20 protein-coding genes, 1 tRNA gene and 1 pseudogene are annotated in these 23,222 nt (G+C 66.6%); 12 read left to right on the plus strand and 10 right to left on the minus strand.

Translation table 11 applies throughout. The features are described from left to right. Nucleotides 1-147: 147 nt before the first annotated feature. The 6 genes from cysS (at nt 148) to QE399_RS13480 (ending at nt 5,803) form a co-directional block, all read left to right on the plus strand. A complete protein-coding gene (gene cysS / locus QE399_RS13455) occupies nt 148-1,527 on the plus strand; it encodes a cysteine--tRNA ligase (RefSeq protein WP_309829286.1) in 1,380 nt (459 codons plus the stop codon). Nucleotides 1,528-1,571: 44 nt separating this feature from the next. After that, nucleotides 1,572-2,231, plus strand: coding sequence for a DNA-3-methyladenine glycosylase family protein (locus QE399_RS13460; RefSeq protein WP_309829287.1), 660 nt, complete (start codon nt 1,572-1,574; stop codon nt 2,229-2,231). 81 nt (nt 2,232-2,312) lie between these two features. Then, a complete protein-coding gene (locus tag QE399_RS13465) occupies nt 2,313-3,284 on the plus strand; it encodes an acetyl-CoA carboxylase carboxyltransferase subunit alpha (RefSeq protein ID WP_309829288.1) in 972 nt (323 codons plus the stop codon). Nucleotides 3,285-3,359: 75 nt separating this feature from the next. Then, nucleotides 3,360-4,304 (plus strand): tRNA lysidine(34) synthetase TilS, encoded by a 945-nt coding sequence (gene tilS / locus QE399_RS13470; RefSeq protein WP_309829289.1) that lies wholly within the window; start codon nt 3,360-3,362, stop codon nt 4,302-4,304. Between the two features lie 97 nt (nt 4,305-4,401). Then, complete coding sequence (locus QE399_RS13475) at nt 4,402-5,670, plus strand: aspartate kinase (RefSeq protein ID WP_309829290.1); 1,269 nt, start codon at nt 4,402-4,404, stop codon at nt 5,668-5,670. A gap of 40 nt (nt 5,671-5,710) precedes the next feature. Then, nucleotides 5,711-5,803, plus strand: a tRNA-Ser gene (locus QE399_RS13480). A gap of 90 nt (nt 5,804-5,893) precedes the next feature. On the opposite strand, the gene QE399_RS13485 is transcribed toward QE399_RS13480, so the two are convergent. Beyond that, the gene (locus QE399_RS13485; protein WP_309829291.1) at nt 5,894-6,061 is read right to left on the minus strand and encodes a hypothetical protein; all 168 of its coding nucleotides are present in this window, start codon (nt 6,059-6,061) and stop codon (nt 5,894-5,896) included. Between the two features lie 685 nt (nt 6,062-6,746). Here QE399_RS13485 and QE399_RS13490 point away from each other — a divergent pair. Together QE399_RS13490 and QE399_RS13495 are read left to right on the plus strand one after the other, a co-directional pair. Further along, nucleotides 6,747-7,028, plus strand: a complete 282-nt coding sequence (locus QE399_RS13490) for an RNA recognition motif domain-containing protein (RefSeq protein ID WP_309829292.1) — start codon at nt 6,747-6,749, stop codon at nt 7,026-7,028. A 381-nt stretch (nt 7,029-7,409) separates the two neighbouring features. Further along, nucleotides 7,410-9,209, plus strand: a complete 1,800-nt coding sequence (locus tag QE399_RS13495; RefSeq protein WP_309829293.1) for an autotransporter outer membrane beta-barrel domain-containing protein — start codon at nt 7,410-7,412, stop codon at nt 9,207-9,209. A 394-nt stretch (nt 9,210-9,603) separates the two neighbouring features. Here the strand turns inward: QE399_RS13495 and QE399_RS13500 are convergent, their stop codons facing one another. Then, nucleotides 9,604-9,846: a DUF2158 domain-containing protein gene (locus QE399_RS13500; protein WP_309829294.1), complete on the minus strand. Its 243-nt coding sequence runs from the start codon at nt 9,844-9,846 to the stop codon at nt 9,604-9,606. A 195-nt stretch (nt 9,847-10,041) separates the two neighbouring features. Here QE399_RS13500 and QE399_RS13505 point away from each other — a divergent pair, with 195 nt between their 5' ends. Next, a complete protein-coding gene (locus QE399_RS13505) occupies nt 10,042-10,383 on the plus strand; it encodes a hypothetical protein (protein ID WP_309829295.1) in 342 nt (113 codons plus the stop codon). A 96-nt stretch (nt 10,384-10,479) separates the two neighbouring features. Here the strand turns inward: QE399_RS13505 and QE399_RS13510 are convergent, their stop codons facing one another. From QE399_RS13510 to QE399_RS13520, 3 genes are read right to left on the minus strand one after another with little or no spacing between them, the layout of a single operon-like run. Next, nucleotides 10,480-10,902: an RNA-binding S4 domain-containing protein gene (locus QE399_RS13510; RefSeq protein ID WP_309829296.1), complete on the minus strand. Its 423-nt coding sequence runs from the start codon at nt 10,900-10,902 to the stop codon at nt 10,480-10,482. Further along, nucleotides 10,899-12,371 carry a sensor histidine kinase gene (locus QE399_RS13515; RefSeq protein WP_309829297.1) on the minus strand — a complete coding sequence of 491 codons (1,473 nt, stop codon included), beginning with the start codon at nt 12,369-12,371 and terminating at the stop codon, nt 10,899-10,901. Before QE399_RS13515 ends, QE399_RS13510 begins: the two co-directional genes overlap by 4 nt. After that, nucleotides 12,368-13,054, minus strand: coding sequence for a response regulator transcription factor (locus tag QE399_RS13520; protein ID WP_309829298.1), 687 nt, complete (start codon nt 13,052-13,054; stop codon nt 12,368-12,370). The genes QE399_RS13515 and QE399_RS13520 overlap by 4 nt, the downstream gene beginning before the upstream one ends. 315 nt (nt 13,055-13,369) lie before the next feature. Between QE399_RS13520 and QE399_RS13525 the strand changes: the two genes are divergently transcribed. The 3 genes from QE399_RS13525 to QE399_RS13535 all read left to right on the plus strand — a co-directional run bounded on the left by QE399_RS13525 (nt 13,370) and on the right by QE399_RS13535 (nt 16,858). After that, the gene (locus QE399_RS13525; protein WP_309829299.1) at nt 13,370-14,332 is read left to right on the plus strand and encodes a Bug family tripartite tricarboxylate transporter substrate binding protein; all 963 of its coding nucleotides are present in this window, start codon (nt 13,370-13,372) and stop codon (nt 14,330-14,332) included. A gap of 172 nt (nt 14,333-14,504) precedes the next feature. After that, nucleotides 14,505-15,071, plus strand: a complete 567-nt coding sequence (locus QE399_RS13530) for a tripartite tricarboxylate transporter TctB family protein (protein WP_309829300.1) — start codon at nt 14,505-14,507, stop codon at nt 15,069-15,071. 266 nt (nt 15,072-15,337) lie between these two features. Continuing rightward, nucleotides 15,338-16,858, plus strand: a complete 1,521-nt coding sequence (locus QE399_RS13535) for a tripartite tricarboxylate transporter permease (protein ID WP_309829301.1) — start codon at nt 15,338-15,340, stop codon at nt 16,856-16,858. Between the two features lie 91 nt (nt 16,859-16,949). Here QE399_RS13535 and QE399_RS13540 read toward each other — a convergent pair whose 3' ends face one another. From QE399_RS13540 to QE399_RS13560, 5 genes and pseudogenes are all read right to left on the minus strand, one after another. Continuing rightward, nucleotides 16,950-18,146, minus strand: coding sequence for a PepSY-associated TM helix domain-containing protein (locus QE399_RS13540; RefSeq protein ID WP_309829302.1), 1,197 nt, complete (start codon nt 18,144-18,146; stop codon nt 16,950-16,952). 26 nt (nt 18,147-18,172) lie between these two features. After that, nucleotides 18,173-20,372: pseudogene (locus QE399_RS13545) on the minus strand (TonB-dependent receptor). An 89-nt stretch (nt 20,373-20,461) separates the two neighbouring features. After that, the gene (locus tag QE399_RS13550) at nt 20,462-20,818 is read right to left on the minus strand and encodes a hypothetical protein (RefSeq protein ID WP_309829303.1); all 357 of its coding nucleotides are present in this window, start codon (nt 20,816-20,818) and stop codon (nt 20,462-20,464) included. A 279-nt stretch (nt 20,819-21,097) separates the two neighbouring features. Continuing rightward, nucleotides 21,098-22,534 carry a sensor histidine kinase gene (locus tag QE399_RS13555; RefSeq protein WP_309829304.1) on the minus strand — a complete coding sequence of 479 codons (1,437 nt, stop codon included), beginning with the start codon at nt 22,532-22,534 and terminating at the stop codon, nt 21,098-21,100. Beyond that, entirely contained in the window at nt 22,531-23,220 is a 690-nt protein-coding gene (locus QE399_RS13560; protein ID WP_309829305.1) for a response regulator transcription factor, read from the minus strand. The genes QE399_RS13555 and QE399_RS13560 overlap by 4 nt, the downstream gene beginning before the upstream one ends. Nucleotides 23,221-23,222: the final 2 nt, after the last annotated feature.

The raw sequence follows: 23,222 nt of genomic DNA on the forward strand, positions 1-23,222 counted from the left end.
GAGGGGTTTGTCATGCCGGTACGCTGTCGCCGCTCCTGAACACGCGCGGCGCCACAGGCTGCGCAAGACCCTTTCCCCCAGGCGCCGGCCCCTCCCGCGGGGCATTCCGGCCGCCGGCTGCACCCACCCGAGCCTGACTGACATTCCATGAGTTTGCGTATCTACAACACGCTGTCGCGTGCGTTGGAGGATTTTTCTCCGCTGGAGCCGGGCCATGTGCGCATGTATGTATGCGGCATGACCATCTATGACCTGTGCCACATCGGCCACGCCCGCATGATGATGGCGTTCGACGTGGTCCAGCGCTGGCTCAAGAGCAGCGGCCTGCGCGTTACGTACGTGCGCAACATCACCGACATCGACGACAAGATCATCAAGCGCGCGGTGGAGCGCGGCATCACCATCCGCCAGCTGACGGACGAGATGATCGCGGCCATGCACCAGGACATCGGCGCCCTGGGCATCGAGCCCCCCTCCGTGGAGCCGCGCGCCACCGAATACGTGCCGCAGATGCTGGCGCTGATCGGCACGCTGCAGGAGAAGGGCCTGGCCTACCAGGGCAGCAGCGGCGACATGAACTACGCGGTGCGCAAGTTCCCCGGCTACGGCAAGCTGTCGGGCAAGTCGCTGGACGAACTGCGTGCCGGCGAGCGCGTGGCCGTGCTGGAGGGCAAGGACGATCCGCTCGACTTCGTGCTGTGGAAGTCCGCCAAGCCCGAGGAGCCGCCGGAAGCCAAGTGGGAAAGTCCCTTCGGCGTGGGCCGCCCGGGCTGGCACATCGAGTGCTCGGCCATGAGCTGCGCCACGCTCGGCGAAAGCTTCGACATCCATGGCGGCGGCGCGGACCTGCAGTTCCCGCACCACGAGAACGAAATCGCCCAGAGCGAGGGTGCGCACGGCAAGCCGCTGGCCCACTTCTGGGTGCACAACGGCTTCGTGCGCGTGGACAACGAGAAGATGAGCAAGTCGCTCGGCAACTTCTTCACCATCCGCGACGTGCTGGCCAAGTACGACGCCGAAACGGTACGCTTCTTCATCGTGCGCGCCCACTACCGCAGCGCGCTCAACTACAGCGACGCCCACCTGGACGACGCGCGCGCCGCGCTCAAGCGGCTGTACACCGCGCTGAGCCTGGTCACGCCAGACAAGGTGGGCGCCATCGACTGGAGCCAGCCGCACGCCGCGCGCTTCAAGGCGGCCATGGACGAGGATTTCGGCACGCCCGAGGCGATCGCCGTGCTGTTCGAACTGGCGGGCGAGGTCAACCGCACGCGCTCGGCGCAGACGGCCGGCCTGCTGAAGGCGCTCGCCGGCTGCCTGGGCCTCCTGCAAGGCGATCCGCAGGCGTTTCTGAAGGCGGGCGCCGGGCTGGACGAGGCCGCCATCCAGGCGCAGATCGCCGCCCGTGCCGCTGCCAAGGCGGCCAAGAACTTCGCCGAGGCCGATCGCATCCGCCAGGAGCTGCTGGCGCAGGGCATCGTGCTGAAGGACTCCGCTGCCGGCACGGCCTGGGAGGCCGCGCAGTGACAGGATTTGAATCAAATCGACCTCTGGCGCAGGTGGGATAAGCGGTGGCAGCTACTAAAAAGATAGCGGACGCAGCGCCGCAGCTGACCGCGCCTGCTTACTGGGCCGAGGCCTGCAAGCACCTGGTCAAGAAGGACCGCGTCATGAAGCGGCTGATTCCCCAGCTGGGCGACGTGGCCCTGGCGCCGCGCGGCGATGCGTTCACCACCCTGGCCCGCAGCATCGTCGGCCAGCAGGTGTCGGTCGCTTCCGCGCAGAAGGTGTGGGACCAGTTCGCCGCGCTCCCCCGCAGCATGACCCCGGCCAATGTGCTCAAGCTGAAGGTGGACGACATGCGCGCCGCCGGCCTGTCGGCCCGCAAGGTGGACTACCTGGTCGACCTGGCGCTGCACTTCGACACCGGCCGGCTGCACGTCAAGGACTGGGAGTCCATGGACGACGAGGCCATTGCTGCCGAGCTGGTGGCCATCCGCGGCATCGGCCGCTGGACGGCGGACATGTTCCTCATCTTCCATCTGGCCCGCCCGAACGTGCTGCCCCTGGACGACGCCACCTTGATCAATGGCATCAGCCAGCACTACTTCTCGGGCGATCCCGTGAGCCGCAGCGACGCCCGCGAGGTCGCCGAGGCCTGGAAGCCCTGGTGCAGCGTGGCGAGTTGGTATATTTGGCGGTCCCTCGCCCCCCTGCCGGTCGATTACTGAACCCCGCGCAGGCCACACGGGCGGGCTCCCCGACCGGGGCAGCCGCCGGAACTGGGCACACACGGCCCAAGGAGAACCAAGTTGGCGAAAAAAACATTCCTCGATTTCGAGCAGCCGATTGCCGAACTCGAAACCAAGATCGAAGAGCTGCGCTATGTGCAGAACGAAAGCGCCGTGGACATCTCGGAAGAGATCGACCAGCTCAGCAAGAAGAGCCTGCAGCTCACCAAGGACATCTACAGCGAGCTGAGCCCCTGGCAGATCACCAAGATCGCCCGCCATGCGGAGCGCCCGTACACGATGGACTACGTGCGGGAGATCTTTACCGATTTCGTCGAGATGCACGGCGACCGCCATTTCGCGGACGACCTGTCCATCATTGGCGGTCTGGCGCGCTTCAATGGCCAGCCCTGCATGGTCATCGGGCACCAAAAAGGCCGTGACACCAAGGAGCGCGCCGCGCGCAACTTCGGCATGAGCCGGCCCGAGGGCTACCGCAAGGCCCTGCGCCTGATGAAGACGGCCGAGAAGTTCCAGCTTCCGGTGTTCACCTTCGTGGACACCCCTGGCGCCTACCCCGGCATCGACGCCGAGGAGCGCGGCCAGTCCGAAGCCATCGGCCGCAACATCTTCGAGATGGCGCAGCTCGAGGTGCCCATCATCACCACCGTGATCGGCGAAGGCGGCTCCGGCGGCGCGCTGGCCATCAGCGTGGCCGACCAGGTCATCATGCTGCAGTATTCCATCTACTCGGTGATCAGCCCGGAAGGCTGCGCGTCGATCCTCTGGAAGACCAGCGACAAGGCGCAGGACGCCGCCGATGCCATGGGCATCACCGCGCACCGCCTCAAGGCCCTGGGCCTGGTCGACAAGATCGTGAGCGAGCCCGTGGGCGGCGCGCACCGCGACCACAAGCAGATGGCCGCCTTCCTCAAGCGCGCGCTGGGCGATGCCTACCGCCAGCTGGCCGACCTGAAGACCAAGGAACTGCTGGACCGCCGCTACGAGCGCCTGCAAAGCTACGGCCGCTTCAACGACACGAAGGCCGCCTGAGGCTGCCCGCGTCTTGTCCGCCATCCACCACGCGCGACGGCCCTCAGGGGCCGTTTTGCTTGGAGCGGCTCGCCCATGACCCAGTCCTTCGACGCTGCCATCGCCGCCTTCGCACCGGCACTGCCGCTGGGCGTGGGCTTGAGCGGTGGGGCCGATTCCGTCGCGCTGCTGCTGGCGTGCCACCGGCGCTGGCCCGGGCAGGTGCATGCACTCCATGTGCACCACGGCCTGCAGGCGGCGGCCGATGGCTTTCTGGCGCATTGCCGGCAGCTGTGCGAAGACCTCGGCGTTCCCTTGCACGCCACGCTGGTGGATGCCCGGAACGCGCGGGGCGACAGCCCGGAAGACGCCGCGCGCCGCGCCCGGTACCGCGCGTTGCAACTTCTGGCGCTGAACGAGGGCGCTGCCCCGCTGCGGTCCATCGCGATCGCGCAGCATGCCGACGACCAGGTCGAAACCGTGCTGCTTGCGCTGTCGCGTGGCGCGGGCATGCCCGGCCTGGCGGCCATGCCGCAGCATTGGACATGGGGCGGCATCGACTGGCACCGGCCGCTGCTGCGCGTGGCGGGGGGCGACGTGCGTGTATGGCTGATGGAGCAGGGCGTGCCCTGGGTGGAAGACCCCACGAACGCGGACGAGCGCTTCACCCGCAACCGCATCCGCCGGCAACTGCTGCCCGCGCTGCAGACTGTGTTTCCGGGCTTCCGCGACACGTTTGCCCGCAGCGCCTCCCATGCCGCCCAGGCGGCCGAACTGCTGCACGACCTGGCCGTGCAGGACCTGGCCGCCGCGGGCACGCCGCCGCGCATCGCTTCGCTGCAGAGCCTGAGCCGCGCGCGCCAAGCCAACCTGCTGCGCCACTGGCTGCGCCAGCACCATGGCGCCACGCCGCAGGCCGCGCAGCTGGACGAACTGCTCGACCAGATCGCCGCGTGTCGTACGCGGGGGCATCGCATCCATATCAAGGTGGGCACAGGCTTCGCGGTGCGCGAGGGCGATGTGCTCGGTTGGTACAATTGACAGGTTTTGGTTCCAACTCCTGCACGAAGACGGCGGCGCGCCAAGACAGCGTTCCATTTCCTGCGCCGGCCCGTGGTTTCGTCATTCCAGATATCCAATGGCACTGATCGTTCATAAATACGGCGGTACGTCGATGGGCTCCACGGAGCGCATCCGCAACGTCGCCAAGCGCGTGGCCAAGTGGGCTCGGGCCGGCCACCAGTTGGTCGTGGTGCCCAGCGCCATGAGTGGCGAAACCAACCGGCTGCTCGGTTTGGCCAAGGACCTCGCGCCCTCGCGTGCCACCTCGGCCTACCACCGCGAACTGGACATGCTGGCCGCGACGGGCGAGCAGGCGTCCTCCGCATTGCTCGCCATCGCACTGCAGGCCGAAGGCATGCAGTCCGTCAGCTATGCCGGCTGGCAGGTGCCGATCCGCACCGACAGTTCCTACACCAAGGCCCGCATCGAATCCATCGACGACCAGCGTGTGCGCGCCGATCTGGCCGCTGGCAAGGTCGTCATCGTGACGGGCTTCCAGGGCATCGACGAGCAGGGCCACATCACCACCCTGGGCCGCGGCGGTTCCGATACCTCGGCCGTGGCCGTGGCCGCCGCCATGAAGGCGTCCGAATGCCTGATCTACACCGACGTGGATGGTGTCTACACGACCGACCCGCGCGTGGTGCCCGAGGCACGCCGCCTGACCACTGTGAGCTTCGAGGAAATGCTCGAGATGGCCAGCCTGGGCAGCAAGGTGCTGCAGATCCGCTCGGTCGAGTTCGCCGGCAAGTACAAGGTGCCGCTGCGCGTGCTCTCCAGCTTCACGCCCTGGGACATCGACATCAACGAAGAAGCCCGCTCCGGCACGCTGATCACTTTTGAGGAAGACGAAAAAATGGAACAAGCCGTCGTATCCGGCATCGCTTTCAACCGCGACGAGGCCAAGATCTCCGTGCTGGGCGTGCCCGACAAGCCCGGTATCGCCTACCAGATCCTGGGTGCCGTGGCCGACGCCAACATCGAAGTCGATGTGATCATCCAGAACCTGAGCAAGGACGGCAAGACCGACTTCAGCTTCACGGTGAACCGCGGCGACTACGCCCGCACCGTCGATCTGCTCAAGGAAAAGGTGCTGCCGGCCCTGGGCGCTGAGGATGTTGTGGGCGATGCCAAGATCTGCAAGGTCAGCATCGTCGGCATCGGCATGCGCAGCCATGTGGGCGTTGCGTCCAAGATGTTCCGCGTGCTGAGCGAAGAGGGCATCAACATCCAGATGATTTCGACGTCGGAAATCAAGACCTCGGTGGTCATCGACGAGAAGTATGTCGAACTGGCTGTGCGCACGCTGCACAAGGCATTCGAGCTCGACCAGCCGGCCGCCTGAGCGCTGAACAGGCCTCAAACTGAGGCATAATAGTGGGATTGGAAACGTGACCGAGTGGCCGAAGGTGCTCCCCTGCTAAGGGAGTATGGGGTGTAGAGCCTCATCGAGGGTTCGAATCCCTCCGTTTCCGCCAGGACAGACCCCCGTAAGTCTATGACTTGCGGGGGTTTTTTCTTGCCTGTGTGGTTTGCATCTGCCGCAACTGACACCCCAACTGACACTCTTAGGTGCCGGTGTCACTTTCCTGCTGCCGGGAGGCAATCGCTGCGTTGATCGCATTGCGGTTGCGTCCGCGGTCGGCGTTGGGAATCCACTTCGCGTAGTCCTTCATCATGACCTGCAGGCTGTGTCCGTGTTGTCGGGCCACGTACCAGGGATCAGCCCCTGCCATCAGCGCGAAGGTGACGGACGAGTCGCGCAGCTCCTTTGGCGGTCGGTGCCGGATCTTGCAGCGCCGCAGGGTCAGTGCCCATTCCTTGCGCTGCCCCTGCTCGTCGTGCCATGGCTTGCCTGTGGACGGGTTCCAGAACCCCTAACCACGATAGGCACCTCGCGGCAGCACATGCCCGCACAGGCTTCAGCACAAACCCACTGGTTCACGCTGAACGCACATCTTCTTTGACGAGCACTTTCGTCGGTCCGCAAACAATCTCACTGCGGATCACCTCTCCCTCGCGGGCCTCTTTGCGCTGACCTGACCTAGCTTGTTTGCTGGGCGCATGCGCATGCCATGCCGCACCAGTGCGGCCTCCAATCCCATGCAAATAGACGCAGCTCAGCAAGTGGGCGACTACCTCGTCACACCCCTGACCAAGCTGACTGAATGCGGCAACTACGTCGCCTCAGTTTCAATCCGACGTGGAATGCACGACCGCGTTTTTCGGTTGCTTCCTCATTTCGAATGCGCTACCCGCGCCGCACGATATGCGTTCACTCAGGGGCAACTCTGGGTGCAAAACAAGCATATGGGCTAGCTCCACCCACCCCCTCATCTTGGACTTAGGCGGCTGCTCGTTTACACGCCAGCAGCTGACCCAACAGACCACATCATGCGCATCAGCGCGAAGGAAGAAATCATGGAAAACAAACTGTACGTCGGCAATCTGTCATACAGCACTCGAAGCGAAGACCTTCGTTTGCATTTTTCGGCATACGGGGAAGTCACGTCTGCTAAGGTAATCATGGAGCGTGATAGTGATCGCTCGAAGGGCTTTGGCTTCGTGGAAATGTCCTCAAGCGATGAAGCGAATGCTGCAATCCAAGGTCTTCACGGCAAGGAGATCGACGGTCGAGCACTCACTGTGAACGCAGCTAAGCCCATGGAACCGCGTTTAGGCGGGCGTTCGCCGCGCTATTGACTAGCCGGCGCTAGACCAGAGTTGCGTACTCAGCGGGCTCAACTGCGCCAGATGGCGTTTCAAGTGGCCTGCAGCGCCTACTACGAAGCCCGCACTTGCGGGCTTTTTTTCTGAGCTTCCAGGATTTAATGTTGCTTCTGGCGCTTGCCCTATCACTCCCGGTCCTTAATAGCGGTAGCATTCCGCAACATTTAATAGGACACGGGGCGGGTGATGAATACATCGCGGATGGTGCGCGCGCGGCATTGGGGCGCAATCGCAGGGCTGGTTGGCTCTCTTACGTTGGCGGCGTGCGGAGGCGGCGGCGGCAGTGATCCGGCTCCCACGCCCACAGTACCCACACCCGAGGTGCCCGTCACCCCAGTGACGCCCGAGCCTCCGGTGACGCCTACGCCCGGCGTTGCCACGGTCAGCGTCAGCCATGACGGCCAAGCCAGCACGCCCCCGACGCGTGTCACGGCCACCTTCACCGCCAAGGTCACGTCCATCCTGCCGGGCCTGATCACCGTGAGCGGCAGTTGCACCAACCCGCCGGCACCGACCACGGCCCTGGACGCCACCGGCCGGGTGCTCACTGTGACGCTGGGCAACTTCCAGTGTGATTCCGGCCAGACCCTCACCGTCTCCGTGGACCCCACCAAGGTGCAACTGGAGGGAGCCACCCTCGCCGATACCTCGGTGTGGACGCGTACCTTCACCATGGCCATGCTGCCCCAGCTGATCAGCGGCAACATCAGCGGCCTGGCGGGCAGGCTCGTACTGCAGAACAACGGCGGAGAGACCCTGGCCAGCCTGGGCGATGGCAGCTTCTTTTTCCCCACAGCGGTCGCCTACGGTGCCCCCTACGCCGTGACGGTGAACACCCAGCCACAGGGCCAAACCTGCTCAGTGAGCAATGGTTCCGGCACGGTGGGTAGCGTGGCGATCCGCAATGTGGCGGTGGTGTGCGCGACCAACACCTATCAGGTGGCTGGCTCTGTCAGCGGCCTGGTGGGCAGCCTCACGCTGCAGCTCAACGGCGGCTCGTCGCGAACCCTGAGCTCCAACGGCGCCTTCAACTTCCCCGTGAACCTAGCGCAGGGTTCCGCGTATGCCGTGACCGTGCAGACCCAGCCTGCAGGCCAGACCTGCAGCGTGTCCAACGGAACGGGCACGGTGAATGGCCCGGTGAGCAATGTGCAGGTGGCGTGCTCCGCCAACACTCGCACAGTGGGCGGCACGATCTCCGGTCTGACGGGCTCTCTTGCCCTACAGAACAATGGGACCGACACCCTGACCAGGTCCAGCAGCGGCGCGTTTACCTTCGCGACTCCTGTTGCGACGGGTGCGACCTACAACGTGACGGTACAGACTCAGCCCGCCGGGCAAACCTGCACGGTGACGAATGGCAGTGCGACCATCGGAGCTACCAATGTGACCAATGTGGGGGTGGCATGCGTGACCAACGCTACGACCATCTCTGTTTCTGGATCTCCAATGATTGTGCCCGTAGGCGGTGGTTGGTCCAATCAATTGACAGTGACTAACACTGGCAGCGCTCCTGTCACAGGATGGACGGTTACATCCCTTGGTTTTGGGACTGTGATTTACAACCTCACTGGATGTTACAACCTAGCACCTGGAGCCAGTTGCAGTATCAGTGCGAGCAGCACAACTCCTTACGTTGCCAGTGATACGGTACAGATCAAGGGCACTAACACAGGCTCGGTCAACGTGACCGTTGGATTCTCACTGTCTGGCCAGTTGGTCTACGCCATCAAATCGCCGACGGTGGCGATGGTGGCGAGTGCACCTGATGCAATTCCCTACCAATGGACGAAAATGGGGTTTGAAGTGCCAACGGGTGCCACTTCTGACGTTGATGGTCGTTCAAACACTGCGGCGATTATTGCAAGCGCAAGTGGCGCCAACTCTCCTGCGGCCCAGTCTTGCAACACCCTCAACACCGCAGGTCTTCAATGGTACTTGCCAGCACGGTGCGAAATGGGATCTTTTGGATGCGCATCCCAACCTAATATCCGGGGAAACCTGATTGAGAAAGATCTTAGCTCGAACGGCGCTTTTTGGACTTCAACTGAAGTCAGTGGCTCAGGCGCGTATGTGAACTTTACAGGCGGCACTCCCTATGTGCCAAAGTACTTGAGTTACGACAGAGTGTGTGTGGCGGAGCATGCATACTAAGGCCGTTCAAATACATGGCAGAAGGCCCGCTGATGCGGGCCTTTTTCATCTGGGTGCTAAAGGTTACAGGCGGGCCAAGTGACACTTTAAAGTGACACCAGTAGGGCAATCAAGGGCAGCGGTCGGCAGCTCTGGCGCTGTAAGTCCTTGATTTATTTGGGTGCCCATTGCCCCTTGCTGCTCCCAATTACTGGCCCAAGAGGGTTCGAATCCCTCCGTTTCCGCCAAAACGAAAAGCCCCAAGTGATTGAATCGCTTGGGGCTTTTTCTTTGTGCCCTGCTGATCTTGCCCTCGCACAGGGGGACGTGCTTGGCCTCAGCCGCAGCCACTTTTCGGCGACCCCGAACGTGTTTGTTCACAGACCGGCTCAGCCAACAGGACGCGTGGCAATGGTCAGCGGATCCGCGGGGTCGCGCCAGAGATGGCCGGGATGGACATTGCCGGCCCGATCGGGATGTGGCTGCTGGTGCCTATCGCCTCCAGATCCGCGCTGGGAAAGCTGCGCCAGACCAGTTGGTCTTCCTCATCCGAAAACCAGAAGCAGACGACCGTTCCGTCTGCGTTGTCGTTCGTGACCATCATGGGTGCGCCACCGCTGCGAAGCTGCACCTGGTCACCCTGTTGGAATGAAGCCATGGGTATCTCCTGTGTGGAGTACCGATTGGACGGGGGCGCGGCTTGCCGGATTTTGCCCTGGCGCAAGCTTCCGTGGCTTGCAGGGGCTGGCGCTGCGGGTGGGGTTGCGATCCGTCACGTCGGTGGCGTCAAGTCTTACAAGCTCTTGCGCACCCACGCCCCTCTGTCAGGGGTTAACCCGCATAGGATGGATCCATGTTCAACCCGGCATGGCCGGAAGGAGAATCATCCGTGAGCAGTTGGTACAAGTTGGCGCTCGGCAATGAAAAGGACGCGTTCGAGCCCGCGCGTCAGATCCAGCAGGTCTTCATGGCCAAATTCCTGATGTCTTCGCCGGGCTCTGGCCGCGCGCTGTTCTCCAGCTACGACTCCGTGGCGGACAACCTGTGGCTGTATTTTTCGCCTGCTGCGGCAGACATCGCGATCCGTTTCCGCGCAGAGCCCTGCGAAAAGCCCATTGCGCCCTCCCGCCTGGCCTTGCTGGCGGGCGAAGGGGATGCGCTCGCGGTGCATTTCCCGGAGCCGCTCGCGGCCTGATGCGCTCACGCGACCGAGCGGTCGCCCTGACCCACACCTTGTTCGGGACCTTCGGGTCCCGTTTTTACGTTCTGGCTTCGTTCGACGCCTGCCGTATCAGTCGTCCAGCGATGCGCTCCAGCGATCGCCCCAGTCGCGGGCCTTGTCGATGCTGCGGCGATCGCGCTTGGTGGGGCGGCCTTCGCTGAGGCTGGCCGAGGGTTCCGGCGCCAGCCGGCGCTGCTCTGCCGCGTACGCGCGGGCCGCCTGGCTCTCGGCTGTTTCTTCATAGAGCTGCTGCGCCACAGGTGCCGGCCCGCGGGCCTTGCTCAGCCCGCGCACGACCACGGTGCGGGCGACGGGCCCCTGGCGAAGGGCGATGGTGTCGCCCGGGCGGACTTCGCGGGCCGCCTTGGCCGGCTGTTCGTTCACGGTGACCCGGCCCTTGCCGATTTCTTCGACCGCCAAGCCGCGGGTCTTGTAGAAGCGTGCGCACCACAGCCACTTGTCCAGGCGCATCGAGTCGGGAGGCATCGTCATGGGGAGGATTGTGCCGCGGGGCTGGGGAGTTCGGGCCGCAGCGGCAGGCGCACCACGGCGTCCAGCCCGGCGATCTGGCCGCTGGCGCGGCGGTTGGTCAACGCGATGCTGCCGCCCAGGGCCTGGACGATCTCGTGGCAGATGGCCAGCCCCAGCCCCGAGCCGGTGCGGATGTCGCCCGCCGAGAAGGGCTGGAAGAGCCGCGCAGCCAGTTCGTCGTCGATGCCGGGCCCGCTGTCCGACAGCGTGAGCGCGGCGTGGCGTGCGTCGCTGCGCAGGTCCACCGTCAGGCTGCCGCCGGGCGGCGTGTAGCGGATGGCGTTGTGCAGCAGGTTGCGTGACAGCTCCCGCAGCATCCAGTCGTGGGCCTGCACGGCGGTGGCGTCGGTATGAATGCCGAAGTCCAGGTTGGCTTGGGCGATGAGCGGCGAGAGTTCCAGCGCCACTTCGCGCAGCACCTCGTCCATGCGGGTGAGCGGCGGGGTGTGCTGCAGGCGCAGCTGCTCCACCTTGGCCAGGGCCAGCATCTGGTTGGCCAGCTGGGTGGCGCGGTCCACGGTGTCGCCGATCTCCTGCAGGGCCTGGCCGGGCGCCACATCGCCGCGCAAGGCCGACTGCACCTGCACCTTGAGCACGGCCAGCGGCGTGCGCAGCTGGTGGGCCGCGTCGCGCACGAAGCGCTTCTGGTGTTCCAGCAGGTGCGACAGGCGGTGCATGACGCCGTTGGTCGCGTCGATGAGCGGCTGCAACTCCCGCGGTGCCGCGGGCGCAGAGAGGGGGCGCAGGTCGCTCTCGGGGCGCTCCTGCACGTGCTCGCTCAACTGGCGCACCGGACGCGTGGCGCGCTGCACCACCACCACCACGATGAGTGCGATGACGGCCACCAGCAGCGCCTGCCGGGCCAGCGTGTTCCACAGGATCTGCAGCGCCAGCGTCTGGCGCAGCTCCAGCGTTTCGGCCACCTGGATCACCGCCATGCCGCGCCCGGTGGGGCTGGCCACGGGCTGCAGCAGCACCGCCACGCGCACCGGCTGCCCGCGGAACTCATCGTCGTAGAAGTCCACCAGCGCGGCGTAGGGCGGCCGCGCGGGAATGGTGCCGCGCCAGGCGGGCAGCTCCGCAAAGCCGGAGACGAGTTCGCCATGCAGGTTGGACACGCGGTAGAACATGCGGCTCTGGTTGTCCGCCTCGAAGGTCTCGAGCGCCGAGTAGGGCACGGTGGCGCGCAATTCCGCCAGGTCGTCGTAGCCGATCACGTCCAGTTGTTCGCTGATGCTCTTGGTGGAGGCCAGCAGCGTGCGGTCGTAGGCGGTGTGCAGCGACCCCAGCGTCTGCCGGTACAGGCTCAGCGTGTTGTAGGCAATGAAGACGATGACCGGCACCAGAATGCCCACCAGGAGCTGGCGGCGCAGCGAGCGCGAGCGTGGCCGCTGCGCTCGGCCTGGCGCAGCGCGGGGCCAGGCCCTCACGCGTCCGCCTTCAGCAGGTAGCCCAGGCCGCGCAGCGTCATTAGCGTGAGGCCCGTGTCGGCCAGCTTCTTGCGCAGCCGGTAGACCACCACCTCGATGGCCTCGTACTGCACGTCGAGCTGGCCCGGAAAGACCAGCTCGTACAGCCGCTCCTTGGTCACCGCATGGCCGGGCTGGGCGAGCAGGGCGTGCATCAGCGCCAGCTCGCGCGGGGTGAGTTCCATCACCTCGCCGCGCAGGTAGAGCGCGCCGCTGTCCTTGTCGTAGCGGATGGCGCCCAGCTGCAGGGTGCTGGACGATGTCCGCGGCTCGGCCGCCGTGTCGCCCAGCCGGCGCACCAGGGCGCGCAGGCGGGCTTCCAGCTCATCCAGGTCGAAGGGTTTGGGCAGGTAGTCGTCGGCGCCTGCGTTCAGGCCCAGCACCCGGTCGCCCACGGTGCCCCGTGCGGTCAGCAGCAGCACGGGCGTGCGCAGCCCCTGCGCGCGGCCCTGCTGCAGCACCTGCAGGCCGTCCAGGCCCGGCAGGCTGAGGTCGAGCACGATGGCGTCCGGCGGCTGTGCGGCCCAGTGCGCGAGCGCGGCGCGGCCATCCGTGCATGCCGTCACCCGCATGCCGCGGCGCGCCAGCGATCGCTGCAGCGTGGCCTGCATGGCGGGGTCATCTTCGACGAGAAGCAGTTGCATGGACGGGTCCTGAGAGGGGAGGCACGGGGCGCGGCGAGCGGCGCGGCGGTTCAATTTTGATAGCGCAGTGCGCTTGATTTCATTGCATTTCAATGCCAAATGGTATTTAATTCCTTGATTAACAAGCGCAAGCAGCTATTGATTCAATAGCGAGGAAGCGCGCCATCCAACTCGTGGCCTTGATTTTGAACGCCGCGAAAGCCCGCGGCGCCGGCCTTTCGCATGGGTGTTTTCCCTGAGTCTGCGGACAGCCATTTGACAGGAACGGCGCGCATCATCAGCCCGTTCGTGCAATCGATAACAGGAGACACCCTCATGCGTCGCGATACCTTCCTCAAATCCTTGGCCGCCCTGGCTGCCGCCGGCGCCCTGCCGCTGTCGGCCCACGCCGCGGCCGTCGCCGTCAAGATGATGCTGCCGGCCAACCCTGGCGGTGGCTGGGACACCACGGGCCGCGCGCTCGGCAAGGCCCTGCAGGACGCAGGCGTGGCCTCGTCGGTCACGTACGACAACAAGGGCGGCGCGGCCGGCGCCATCGGCCTGGCGCAGTTCGTCAACTCCAGCAAGGGCGACCCGAACGCGCTGATGGTGATGGGCGCCGTCATGCTGGGCGGCATCATCACCGGCAAGCCGCCGGTGAACCTGTCGCAGGCCACGCCGATCGCGCGCCTGACCAGCGAATACAACGTCTTCGTGCTGCCCGCCAACTCGCCCTTCAAGAACATGGGCGAGGTGATCGCCCAGCTGAAGAAGGACCCCGGCAGCGTGAAGTGGGGCGGCGGTTCGCGCGGCTCCACCGAGCACATCGCAGCCGCCATGATCGCCCGCGAAGTGGGCGTGGACCCGGCCAAGATCAACTACGTGGCCTTCCGTGGGGGCGGCGAGGCCATCGCTGCCATCCTGGGCGGCAACGTGACCATCGGCGGTGGCGGCTACAGCGAGATGGCCGAGTACATCAACACCAAGAAGATGGTGCCGGTCGCCGTCACCTCGGGCGAACGCCTGAAGGGCTCCTCGGTGCCCACGCTCAAGGAGCAGGGCGTGAATGTGGAGATCGGCAACTGGCGCGGCGTGTATGCCCCTCCCGGCATCACTGCGGACCAGCGCAACGCCCTGATCGACATGGTCTTGAAGGCCACGAAGAGCAAGGCCTGGGCCGAGGCGCTCGAGAAGAACGACTGGACGCCGGCCTGGATGGCGGGCGACGAGTTCGCCAAGTTCGTGGACGCCGAGTTTGCCAACCTGCGCGACACCATGACGCGCGCCGGCATGGTCTGAGCGTACGCTGCCGCCGGGCAACGCCACAGGGCGTCGCCCGTGTCTGCAGCGCCTGCGGTCTGCGCCCAGCAGCGCCGGATCGCAGGCGTCTTTTCTTGCGCCGCTGCCGGCGCCGATTGCATCGAATCGAATCGCCACGGGCCATTGCGCCGCGTGGCCAGCGAGGTCTTCCATGTCTCAACCCCAAGCACCTTCTTCCTCCGGGCCGGACGTGCACGCGCCCGGCGAGGGCACGGTTCCCAGTTCGCGCGCGCAGATCCTGGTCGGCGCGGGCGTGCTGCTCACGGCTGCGGCGCTGGCCTTCGGCGCGCTGCAGATTCCCGGTGACTCGGGCTACGGCGGCGTCGGCCCCAACTTCCTGCCCTGGCTGGTGTCGGCGGTGCTGGCGGTATGTGGCGGCTTTCTCATCTGGGAGTCGCTGTCCGGCGGCTTCCGCTCCATGGACGACCCGAGCGGCGATGCACGCGCCAACAAGCAGGCCTTCGTCTGGGTGTCGGCGGGGCTGCTGCTGAACGCGGCCCTCATCGGCACGGTGGGCTTCATCGTGAGCTGCACGCTGTGCTACCTGCTGGCCGTGCAGGGCCTGCGCCGCGCCGCTGGCCAGCCGGCGGCCAGCAGCCCGCGCACCTGGGCCGTGGACGCGCTGACCGGCGTGCTCATCTCCGCGCCCGTGTTCTGGGCTTTCACGCAATTCCTGGCGATCAATCTGCCAGGGCTGACGCAAACCGGGTGGCTATGAACCTCTTTATGGCTTTTTCACGGGGTACGTTGCCCCGAAAAGGCGGTGGATGCAAGGCGCACACCGCAGCCGGGCTGGTGGCCCGGCGAGGATTTGCAACGCCGCAGGCATCGCCTTTTCGAGGCAACCCTCTGGGCATGGCTGCAACCGGCCACGCTCGTTGTTCCCCGCCTTGCCCAGGCTGCCGCATGGGCAGCGGCGGGCGCCTAGATCGTGGCCGTTTGCAGCCATGCGTACCCCATGAAAAAGCCATGAAGAGGTTCTGAATGGAAATCTTTGACGCACTGATGGCGGGCTTTGTCACCGCCGCAACCCCCGCCAATCTGCTGTGGGCCCTGGTGGGCTGCGCGCTCGGCACGGCCGTGGGCGTGCTGCCGGGCATCGGTCCTGCCGTGGCTGTGGCCATGCTGCTGCCCATCACGGCCAAGGTGGAGGTCACGGCCTCCATGATCTTCTTTGCCGGCATCTACTACGGCGCCATGTACGGTGGTTCGACCACCTCGATCCTGCTGAACACACCGGGCGAGACGGCCAGCATGGTGACGGCCATGGAAGGCAACAAGATGGCCAAGAGCGGGCGCGCCGGCGCGGCGCTGGCCACCTCGGCCATCGGCTCGTTCGTCGCGGGCACGGTGGCCACGGTGATCGTCACGCTGTTCGCCCCCTACGTGGCGGACTTCGCCGTCAAGCTGGGCCCGCCGGAATACTTCATGCTCATGGTGCTCGCCTTCACCACGGTGAGTGCGGTGCTGGGCAAGAGCACGGTGCGCGGCATGACGGCGCTGTTCGTCGGTTTGGCGCTGGGCTGCATCGGCATGGACCAGATCTCCGGCGCGGCGCGCTACACGCTGGGCAAGCCCGAACTGCTGGACGGCATCGACATCGTGCTGGTGGCCGTGGGCCTGTTCGCCGTGGCCGAGGTGCTGTATGCCGCCATGTACGAAGGCCGCGTGGTCGACACGCAGAACAAGATGGGCCGCGTGCACATGACCGGCCGCGACTGGAAGCGTTCCATTCCGGCGTGGCTGCGCGGCACCGCCATTGGCACCCCGTTCGGCTGCATTCCTGCCGGCGGCACCGAGATCCCGACCTTCCTGAGCTATGCCACCGAGAAGAAGCTCGCCAAGGGCGAGGACCGGGAGGAGTTCGGCACCAAGGGCGCCATCGAAGGCGTGGCCGGCCCCGAGGCCGCCAACAACGCCACCGTGACGGCCGCGCTGATTCCGCTGCTGACGCTGGGCATTCCCACCAGCAACACCACTGCGGTGCTGCTGGGCGCGTTCCAGAACTACGGCATCAACCCGGGCCCGCAGTTGTTCACCACCTCGGCCACGCTGGTGTGGGCGCTGATCGCGTCGCTGTACATCGGCAACATCATGCTGCTGGTGCTGAACCTGCCCATGGTGGGCCTGTGGGTGAAGCTGCTCAAGGTGCCCAAGCCGCAGCTCTATGCCGGCATCCTGATCTTCGCCACCGTCGGTGCCTACGGCATGCGCCAGAGCGCGTTCGATCTGTTCCTGCTGTATGCCATCGGCATGCTGGGCGTGCTGATGCGCCGCTTCGACTTCCCCACGGCCCCCGTGGTGGTGGGCATGATCCTGGGCCCATTGGCCGAGGCGCAGATGCGCAACGCCATTTCCATCGGCGAGGGCAGCTGGCTGGTGTTCCTGCAGCGGCCCATGTCGGTGACGCTGGTGGTCATCGTGCTGACCGTGCTGATCCTGCCGCGCGCCCTCAAGGTGCTGTCGCGCCGCAAGATGGTGCGGCTGCAGCAACTGGACGCCTGAACTTCCGAAGAGCGCAGATAGAGAGCGCGCAAGAAAAACGCCCGGCATGCCGGGCGTTTTGCATGGGGCGGGCCAGCGGCCCGCACGGATATCAGTGCGCCGTCTTGGAGGCCTCGGGCACCAGGTGCGCGCCGCCGGCTGGCGCTGCTGCGGCATCGGCGGAGGAGGCCGCCGGCGCGGGCCGCGCCTTGTGCTGCCGCCGCGCGATCCAGAGGTACAGCCCGCTGCCCAGCACCACGATGGTGGCGATGTCGAGCAGCGCCCAGAGGATCTTCATCGGCATGCCGCCGTAGTCGCCGAAATGCAGCGGCTGCGAGACGAGCAGGGCGGTGAGGTACCACGGCAGCGCGGGCGCGGCAGTCACCTCGGCCGTCTTCGCATCCACCAGCACCGGCTGCAGCAGGCGCGACGTCAGGGGCTGGTCGCCGCGCAGGAAGAAGGTGTGGTGGTGCGGGCTGGAGAAGGCCGTGCCCGGAAAGGCGATGAACGACAGCTGGGTGCCCGGCGCGCGCGCCATGGCCGCCTCCATCGACTTCTGCACCGACGCACGCTGCGCCACCGGCACGACCGGCTGGCCCTTGTAAGGCTCCAGCAGCGCCGTGAGTTCGGAGTACTGCCAGTACTTGATGAGCAGGTCGGCCCAGGTGTTGATCATGCCGGTGCCACCCACCGCGAACGCCCAGACCAGCGTGACGATGCCCAGCAGGTTGTGCAGGTCCAGCCACTTCACCCGCGTTGACCGGTCGCGCCGCACCTCGCCGAACGCGAGCTTGCGCATGAAGGGCGCGTACAGCACCACGCCCGTCACGATGGCCACGAGCAGCAGCAGCCCCATGAAGCCCAGGAACAGCTTGCCGGCCAGGCCTGCAAACAGGTCCACGTGCAGCTTGAACATCACGTACATGAAGCCCTCGTCGAAGCGCGGCTGGGCCAGGATGCCGGCGGTGCGCGCATCGATGGCGACGGAGCGGAAGTCGTCCGTCGGATCGGGCGTGGGCGTGAGGGTGGTGAACCACAGGTCGGTGCTGTCCTCGGGGTGCGAGACGAACTGCACCACCCGGTCCGGGTGCTGTGCGCGGGCCACCTCCAGCACCTTGTCCAGGCTGGCGCGCGGTGTGCCTGCGGGCATCGGAGGTGCCTCCACCTCGGTGCCGAGCAGATGCCCGATCTCGTGGTGGAAGATCAGCGGCAGGCCGGTCAGGCACAGCAGCAGCATGAAGACCGTGCAGACCAGGCTGCTCCACTTGTGCAGCCAGGTCCAGGTCTTGAGCGCGCGGGGCGTGAGCATGGTGGCGGGGTCTCCCGGTCAGGCGCTCAGAAATCGACGCTGGCGCTGAGGGTGAAGGTGCGGGGACCGCCCAGGACCAGGTAGCCCGAGCCCGGGAAGCCTCCCACGGATGCCCAGTAGCTTCGGTCGGCCACGTTGTCGACGCGGGCGCGCAGGGTCAGTGCCCGGCCGTTCCACTCGGTCAGGTAGCGTGCGCCCAGGTCCAGGCGCGTCCAACTGGACACGCGCAGGCTGTTGGTGGCATTGGCATAGCTCGCCCCGGTGTGCACCAGGCGGCCGTCGAGCGCGAGCCCGGTCACGCCAGGAACATCCCATTCCGCGCCTGCGGTGGCCTGGAACTTCGGAACGCCGATGACGCGCTTGCCATCGGTGGTCGCGCTGCCCGTGGTGCGCTGCTTCGCGTCCAGCCAGGTGGCGCCGCCCAGCAGCCGCAGCCCGCGGGTGGCCTCGCCGTACACCGTGGCTTCCACGCCCTGGTGGCGGTCTTCGCCCTCGGAGGTGAAGCGCGTGCCCACCATCAACGACCGGGGCTTGGTGGTCGAGAAGAAGGCCACGCTGCCGCCCACGCGGCCGCCATCGAACTTCACGCCCACCTCCTTTTGCTTGGAGACGTAGGGAGACAGCTGTTCGCCCGGGTTGGACACGGCCACGCCGCCCGAAGTCGCCGGTGCCGTATCGCCCTGAACCAGCCCTTCGATGTAGTTGCCGTACACCGACACCTGCGGCGTGGCCTTGAATACCAGGCCGAACACCGGGCTGGTCCGGCTCTTCTCATAGACGGTGCTGACCCCGCCCGCGCCGGTCACGGCGCCGTTGGATACGGTGCGGTAGGTGACGGATTCCGTCTCGATGGTCTGGTGCCGGGCGCCGAGGGTGAGCAGTGCCCGGTCGTCCAGGAACGACAGCGTGTCGCCCAGGGCAAAGCTGCGCAGCTTGGTGCCGCCGTTGTAGGCCGGGTCGGCCAGGTCGTTGCCCAGGAAGGTGAGCGGCGTCTGCGCGAAGTTGCCCGGACGGTAGAGGTTGGTGTTCAGCGTGTAGCCACTGCTCATCCCATAGGCGTTGTCCTTCTTCAGATGGAACGCGGAATAGCTGGCGACCCACTCGTGGCCCACGCTGCCGGTGCGCAGCTTGCCGCGGATGCCGAGCTCGCCGGTGTTCACCTGGTCCTCGCGGGCGTTGTCGAAGCGGCTGGCAGTGGCAGCACCTGTGCCAGCGTTGGTGACGGTGATGTTGGCGAGCGAGTTGGCTTCCTTGCTGCGGCGCAGTCCGTAGGCGCCCCAGGCCGTGATGTCGTTGGTGATGTCCCATTCGCCGCGGAAGGTGCCGAAGAGGTCGCGCTCGTTGGAGTAGGACCAGGGCTGCGCCCAGTTGGACGACGCATCCGGTGCCCGCGGGGATGCCGTTGGCCGAGGTGACGTTGGTGCGCGTGCGCTTGAGCTTGTTGTCCTGCCAGCCGATGTCGCCCGACAGCCGCACATTGCGGCTGCGCCAGTCCATGCCCAGTGCCAGCAGGCCCAGCTTGGCATTCTCGTCGTCGACGGCGGTGTCGCCGCCGCGGTAGGCCGCGTTGAGGCGGATGCCGGTGCTGTCGTCAGGACCGAAGCGGCGCGCGATGTCGGTGGACACGGTGGCCTGGCCGCCGCTGGCGACGCTGGTGCTCACGCGCGTCAGCGGCTCGTTGGGCGCGCGCTTGGGCAGCAGGTTGATGTTGCCGCCGATGCCGCCGCCGCTCGGGCTGGCGCCGGTCAGGAAGGCCGAGGCACCGCGCAGCACTTCCACCCGCTCGAACAGTTCGGTGGCGATGTACTGCCGCGGCAGCAGGCTGTACAGGCCGTTGTAGGCCACATCGTCCGAACCGAGGATGAAACCGCGGATGAAGTACGACTCCTGGAAGTTGCCGAAGCCGCGCGCCACGCGCACCGTCGGGTCGTTCTGCAGCACGTCGCCCACGCTGCGCGCCTGTCGGTCTTGGATCAGTTCGTTGGTGTAGCTGGTGATGGAGAACGGCGTTTCCATGTTGTCGCGCGTGCCCAGGATGCCGGCGCGCCCGCCTCGCGCCACCTGGCCGCCGGCATACGGCTTGGACAGGCCCTGCGCCGACGCGTCTGCGCTGGCATTCACGTTGACGGTGGGCAGTTCTGTGGCCGCCGTGGGCGTTTGCGCGTGCAGCGCGAGCGAATGCATCGCCAGCACGGCGGCAATGGCGATGGGGGTGCGTGGAGTCATGGTGTGTTGGCTCAGGCAAGAGCGCGAAAGTGAAGAGGAAAGGAATCGACGGACCGCGGGGCTTGGTGGCGGCGGTGTGACGGGCGGGTCTACCGCCGCCGCGCAAACCACCCGAACCAGGCCATGACTGCGACAGGCAGTCCCAGTGCCAGCCAGGACCACGCATCGCCCCAGCCGTCGGAGACCAGCGCGCTCAGCAGACCGCTCAGCGTGAGCACGCCCAGAAGCAGCGGCCACAGCCAGAGCTGGACGAAAGGGCGCTGGTGCGCGTGCGCCGTCGAGTCGCTGTGAGACATGTGAATCCTTGGAAGGCAGCGGGCTGCAACGCAACGCAGCGCGGTGGGTGACAGGCGAAAGCAGAAAAAGCCGAGCAGGTGGCCGGCGGTCATTGCAGAGCTGTTGGCGGAAAGCGCATATTCTAGAATGTAAATGAGAATGAATAACATTCTCCTTGTTGCGCTAAGGCAACGTGCAAGCAGGCCGTTCACGGCGTCAATGTGGTGGTCCTTCAGCGGGTGAGCGCGCAGGGAGGCCAGCCGGCCAAAGCGACTGCTAGGGGCGGCTCGCGTCGCCTGGCCGGGCTCGCCCGCAGACCGGCCGTGCGGCTGACTGAGGCACTCAGTGCGCGATCGGTGGGTAGATGACGGGGCGATTCCGGGACCGCGCGACCAATCGATAAACCGTCGGCGAGCGCGGGCCCCATCCCTCTGCCTTCGCCAAGCCCTTTACGCTGCTGCGAACGTGATGCTGGCGCGCAGCCCGCCCTGGGCGTCCGCGTCGTCGAGCGACAGGTGCGCGCCCAGCAGCTCGGCATACCGGGCCACGATGGACAGGCCCAGCCCGGCGCCCCGGCCCAGGTTTTCTCCATCCAGGCCCTGTGCCCAGCGCTGCAGCATGGCGCGCCGCACGGGCTCGCCGATTCCGGGGCCATCGTCGATCACGCTGATGGTGCAGGTGTCGCTGGCGGCGTCGGCCGAGAGTTCGACGGTGAGCGTCTGGCCGCCGTAGCGCAGGGCGTTGTCGATGAGGTTGTTCAGGATGCCGTCCACCAGCGCGGCGTCGGCCCATGCCGCGGCGTCGGCGGTGCCGGGGTCGTCCAGTCCGCGGGCGCCCAGGTCGACGCCGTGCGCGTCGGCCTTGTCCAGGTGCCGCATCACGGCCTGCTGCACCAGGGGCGCCAGCAGCAGGCGTTCGCGCCGCAAAGCGGTCTCGCCTTCGTCGGCGCGCGCCAGATCGAGCAGCTGGTTGACCAGCCGGCCCGTGCGCGCGGCGCTCGCGGTGATCTGGCGCAGCTGCGCGTGCCAGATGAGCGGGTCGGGGTGGGTGATGCCGTAGTCGGCCAGCGCGCGGATGCCGGCCAGCGGCGTGCGCAGCTCGTGCGCCACGTTGCCCGCGAATTCCTGCTGCGCACGCACGCTGCGGCCCAGGCGCTCGAAGAGCTGGTTCACCGCCTGCCCGACCTCTTCGATCTCGCGCGTGGAGGGCGCCAGGGGCAGGGGCGACAGGTCCTTGGCATCGCGGTGCGTGAGCGCTGCCTGCAGCTTGCCCAGCGGAGCCAGGTCGCGTTCGATGCCGCGCCACAGCCACAGGGCCAGGCCCACCAGCAACACCAGCAGCGGCAGCGCGCCGAAGAGCAGCAGGCGCTGCACGAGCGCGCCGCGCACGCGTGTGGTGTGCGCCATCAGCACCTTGTAGTCCGCGCCGTCGATGGTGTGGCGCAGCGCCACGGCGCGCACCTGCTGGCCGCCGAACATGAATTCGTCGTATGCCCAGGGCTCGCCCGGCTTCAGGGCGATGTCGGGCAGGGCGGCGCCGGCCAGGCGCGTGCCGTCGGGCCGGCGCACGGAAAAGTGCACGGCTTCGGCCTGGTCGAACAGTGCCGCCGTCAACTCGCCGGCGGTGAGCTGGAGCGCCACTTTGCCGTCCGGGTTGGGGCGCACGTGCGAGGCGATGGAGTAGGCGTCGTCCACCAGGGCGCGGTCGAAGGCCTGCTCGGTGAAATGGCTGGCCACCCCCAGCGTGGCCGCCGTGCCCGCCAGCCAGATGATCACCAGCGGCAGCATGACGTGCCGCAGCATGCGCACGCGCAACGAGGGCGACGGCGTGGTGGAGGGGCCGGGGCCGCTGCGCACGCCTGCGTGGCGGGCCGTGCCTCGTGTCACTCCTCGGGCTCCAGCAGGTAGCCGATGCCGCGCAGCGTGCGGATGGCCGCGCCGCTGCCCGCCAGCTTCTTGCGCAGCCGCGAGATGAAGACCTCCAGCGCGTTGTCGCCCAGCGAGGAGTCGAAGCCCGACAGCTTGCCCGACAGTGTGCGTTTGCTCACCGCGTGGCCGGGCGGGCTCATGAGTTCCCACAGCACTTCGAATTCGCGTGCGGGCAGGTCCAGCGGCTCGCCGTGCAGGGTGAAGCGGCGCGCGCGCCGGTTCAGCTGCAGGTGGCCCAGGGTGGAGATGTCGTTCGTGCCCTGGGCGCGGCGGACCAGGGCCCTGAGCCGTGCCTCGACCTCGGCCAGATCGAAGGGCTTGCCCAGGTAGTCGTCGGCGCCCGCGTCCAGCCCGGCGATGCGCTCTTCGGTGCGGTCGCGTGCGGTGAGCACCAGCACGGGCGTGCGGTCTCCGCGCTGGCGCGCCTGGCGCAGCAGGGTCAGGCCGTTGCCCACCGGGCTGCCGGCGATGGCCTGGCGCGGCAGGTTCAGGTCGAGCAGCACCGCATCGAAAACCTGCACATGCCACAAGTGGGCCGCATCGTCCAAACAGGCCGCCACGTTCACGCGGTGGCCTGCGTCTTCCAGGCTGCACGACATCACCCCGCGCAGCACTGCATCGTCTTCCACCAGCAGGATTCGCATCG

This window comes from Paracidovorax wautersii, assembly GCF_031453675.1.
Taxonomy (GTDB): domain Bacteria; phylum Pseudomonadota; class Gammaproteobacteria; order Burkholderiales; family Burkholderiaceae_C; genus Paracidovorax.

Bases quoted from the DNA above. Each gene is read 5' to 3' on its own strand.
- cysS (WP_309829286.1), top strand. From the start codon at position 148: ATGAGTTTGCGTATCTACAACACGCTGTCGCGTGCGTTGGAGGATTTT.
- tilS (WP_309829289.1), top strand. From the start codon at position 3,360: ATGACCCAGTCCTTCGACGCTGCCATCGCCGCCTTCGCACCGGCACTG.
- QE399_RS13475 (WP_309829290.1), top strand. From the start codon at position 4,402: ATGGCACTGATCGTTCATAAATACGGCGGTACGTCGATGGGCTCCACG.
- QE399_RS13485 (WP_309829291.1), bottom strand. From the start codon at position 6,061: ATGGCAGGGGCTGATCCCTGGTACGTGGCCCGACAACACGGACACAGC.
- QE399_RS13490 (WP_309829292.1), top strand. From the start codon at position 6,747: ATGGAAAACAAACTGTACGTCGGCAATCTGTCATACAGCACTCGAAGC.
- QE399_RS13500 (WP_309829294.1), bottom strand. From the start codon at position 9,846: ATGGCTTCATTCCAACAGGGTGACCAGGTGCAGCTTCGCAGCGGTGGC.
- QE399_RS13505 (WP_309829295.1), top strand. From the start codon at position 10,042: ATGTTCAACCCGGCATGGCCGGAAGGAGAATCATCCGTGAGCAGTTGG.
- QE399_RS13510 (WP_309829296.1), bottom strand. From the start codon at position 10,902: ATGACGATGCCTCCCGACTCGATGCGCCTGGACAAGTGGCTGTGGTGC.
- QE399_RS13520 (WP_309829298.1), bottom strand. From the start codon at position 13,054: ATGCAACTGCTTCTCGTCGAAGATGACCCCGCCATGCAGGCCACGCTG.
- QE399_RS13525 (WP_309829299.1), top strand. From the start codon at position 13,370: ATGCGTCGCGATACCTTCCTCAAATCCTTGGCCGCCCTGGCTGCCGCC.
- QE399_RS13530 (WP_309829300.1), top strand. From the start codon at position 14,505: ATGTCTCAACCCCAAGCACCTTCTTCCTCCGGGCCGGACGTGCACGCG.
- QE399_RS13535 (WP_309829301.1), top strand. From the start codon at position 15,338: ATGGAAATCTTTGACGCACTGATGGCGGGCTTTGTCACCGCCGCAACC.
- QE399_RS13540 (WP_309829302.1), bottom strand. From the start codon at position 18,146: ATGCTCACGCCCCGCGCGCTCAAGACCTGGACCTGGCTGCACAAGTGG.
- QE399_RS13550 (WP_309829303.1), bottom strand. From the start codon at position 20,818: ATGTTATTCATTCTCATTTACATTCTAGAATATGCGCTTTCCGCCAAC.
- QE399_RS13560 (WP_309829305.1), bottom strand. From the start codon at position 23,220: ATGCGAATCCTGCTGGTGGAAGACGATGCAGTGCTGCGCGGGGTGATG.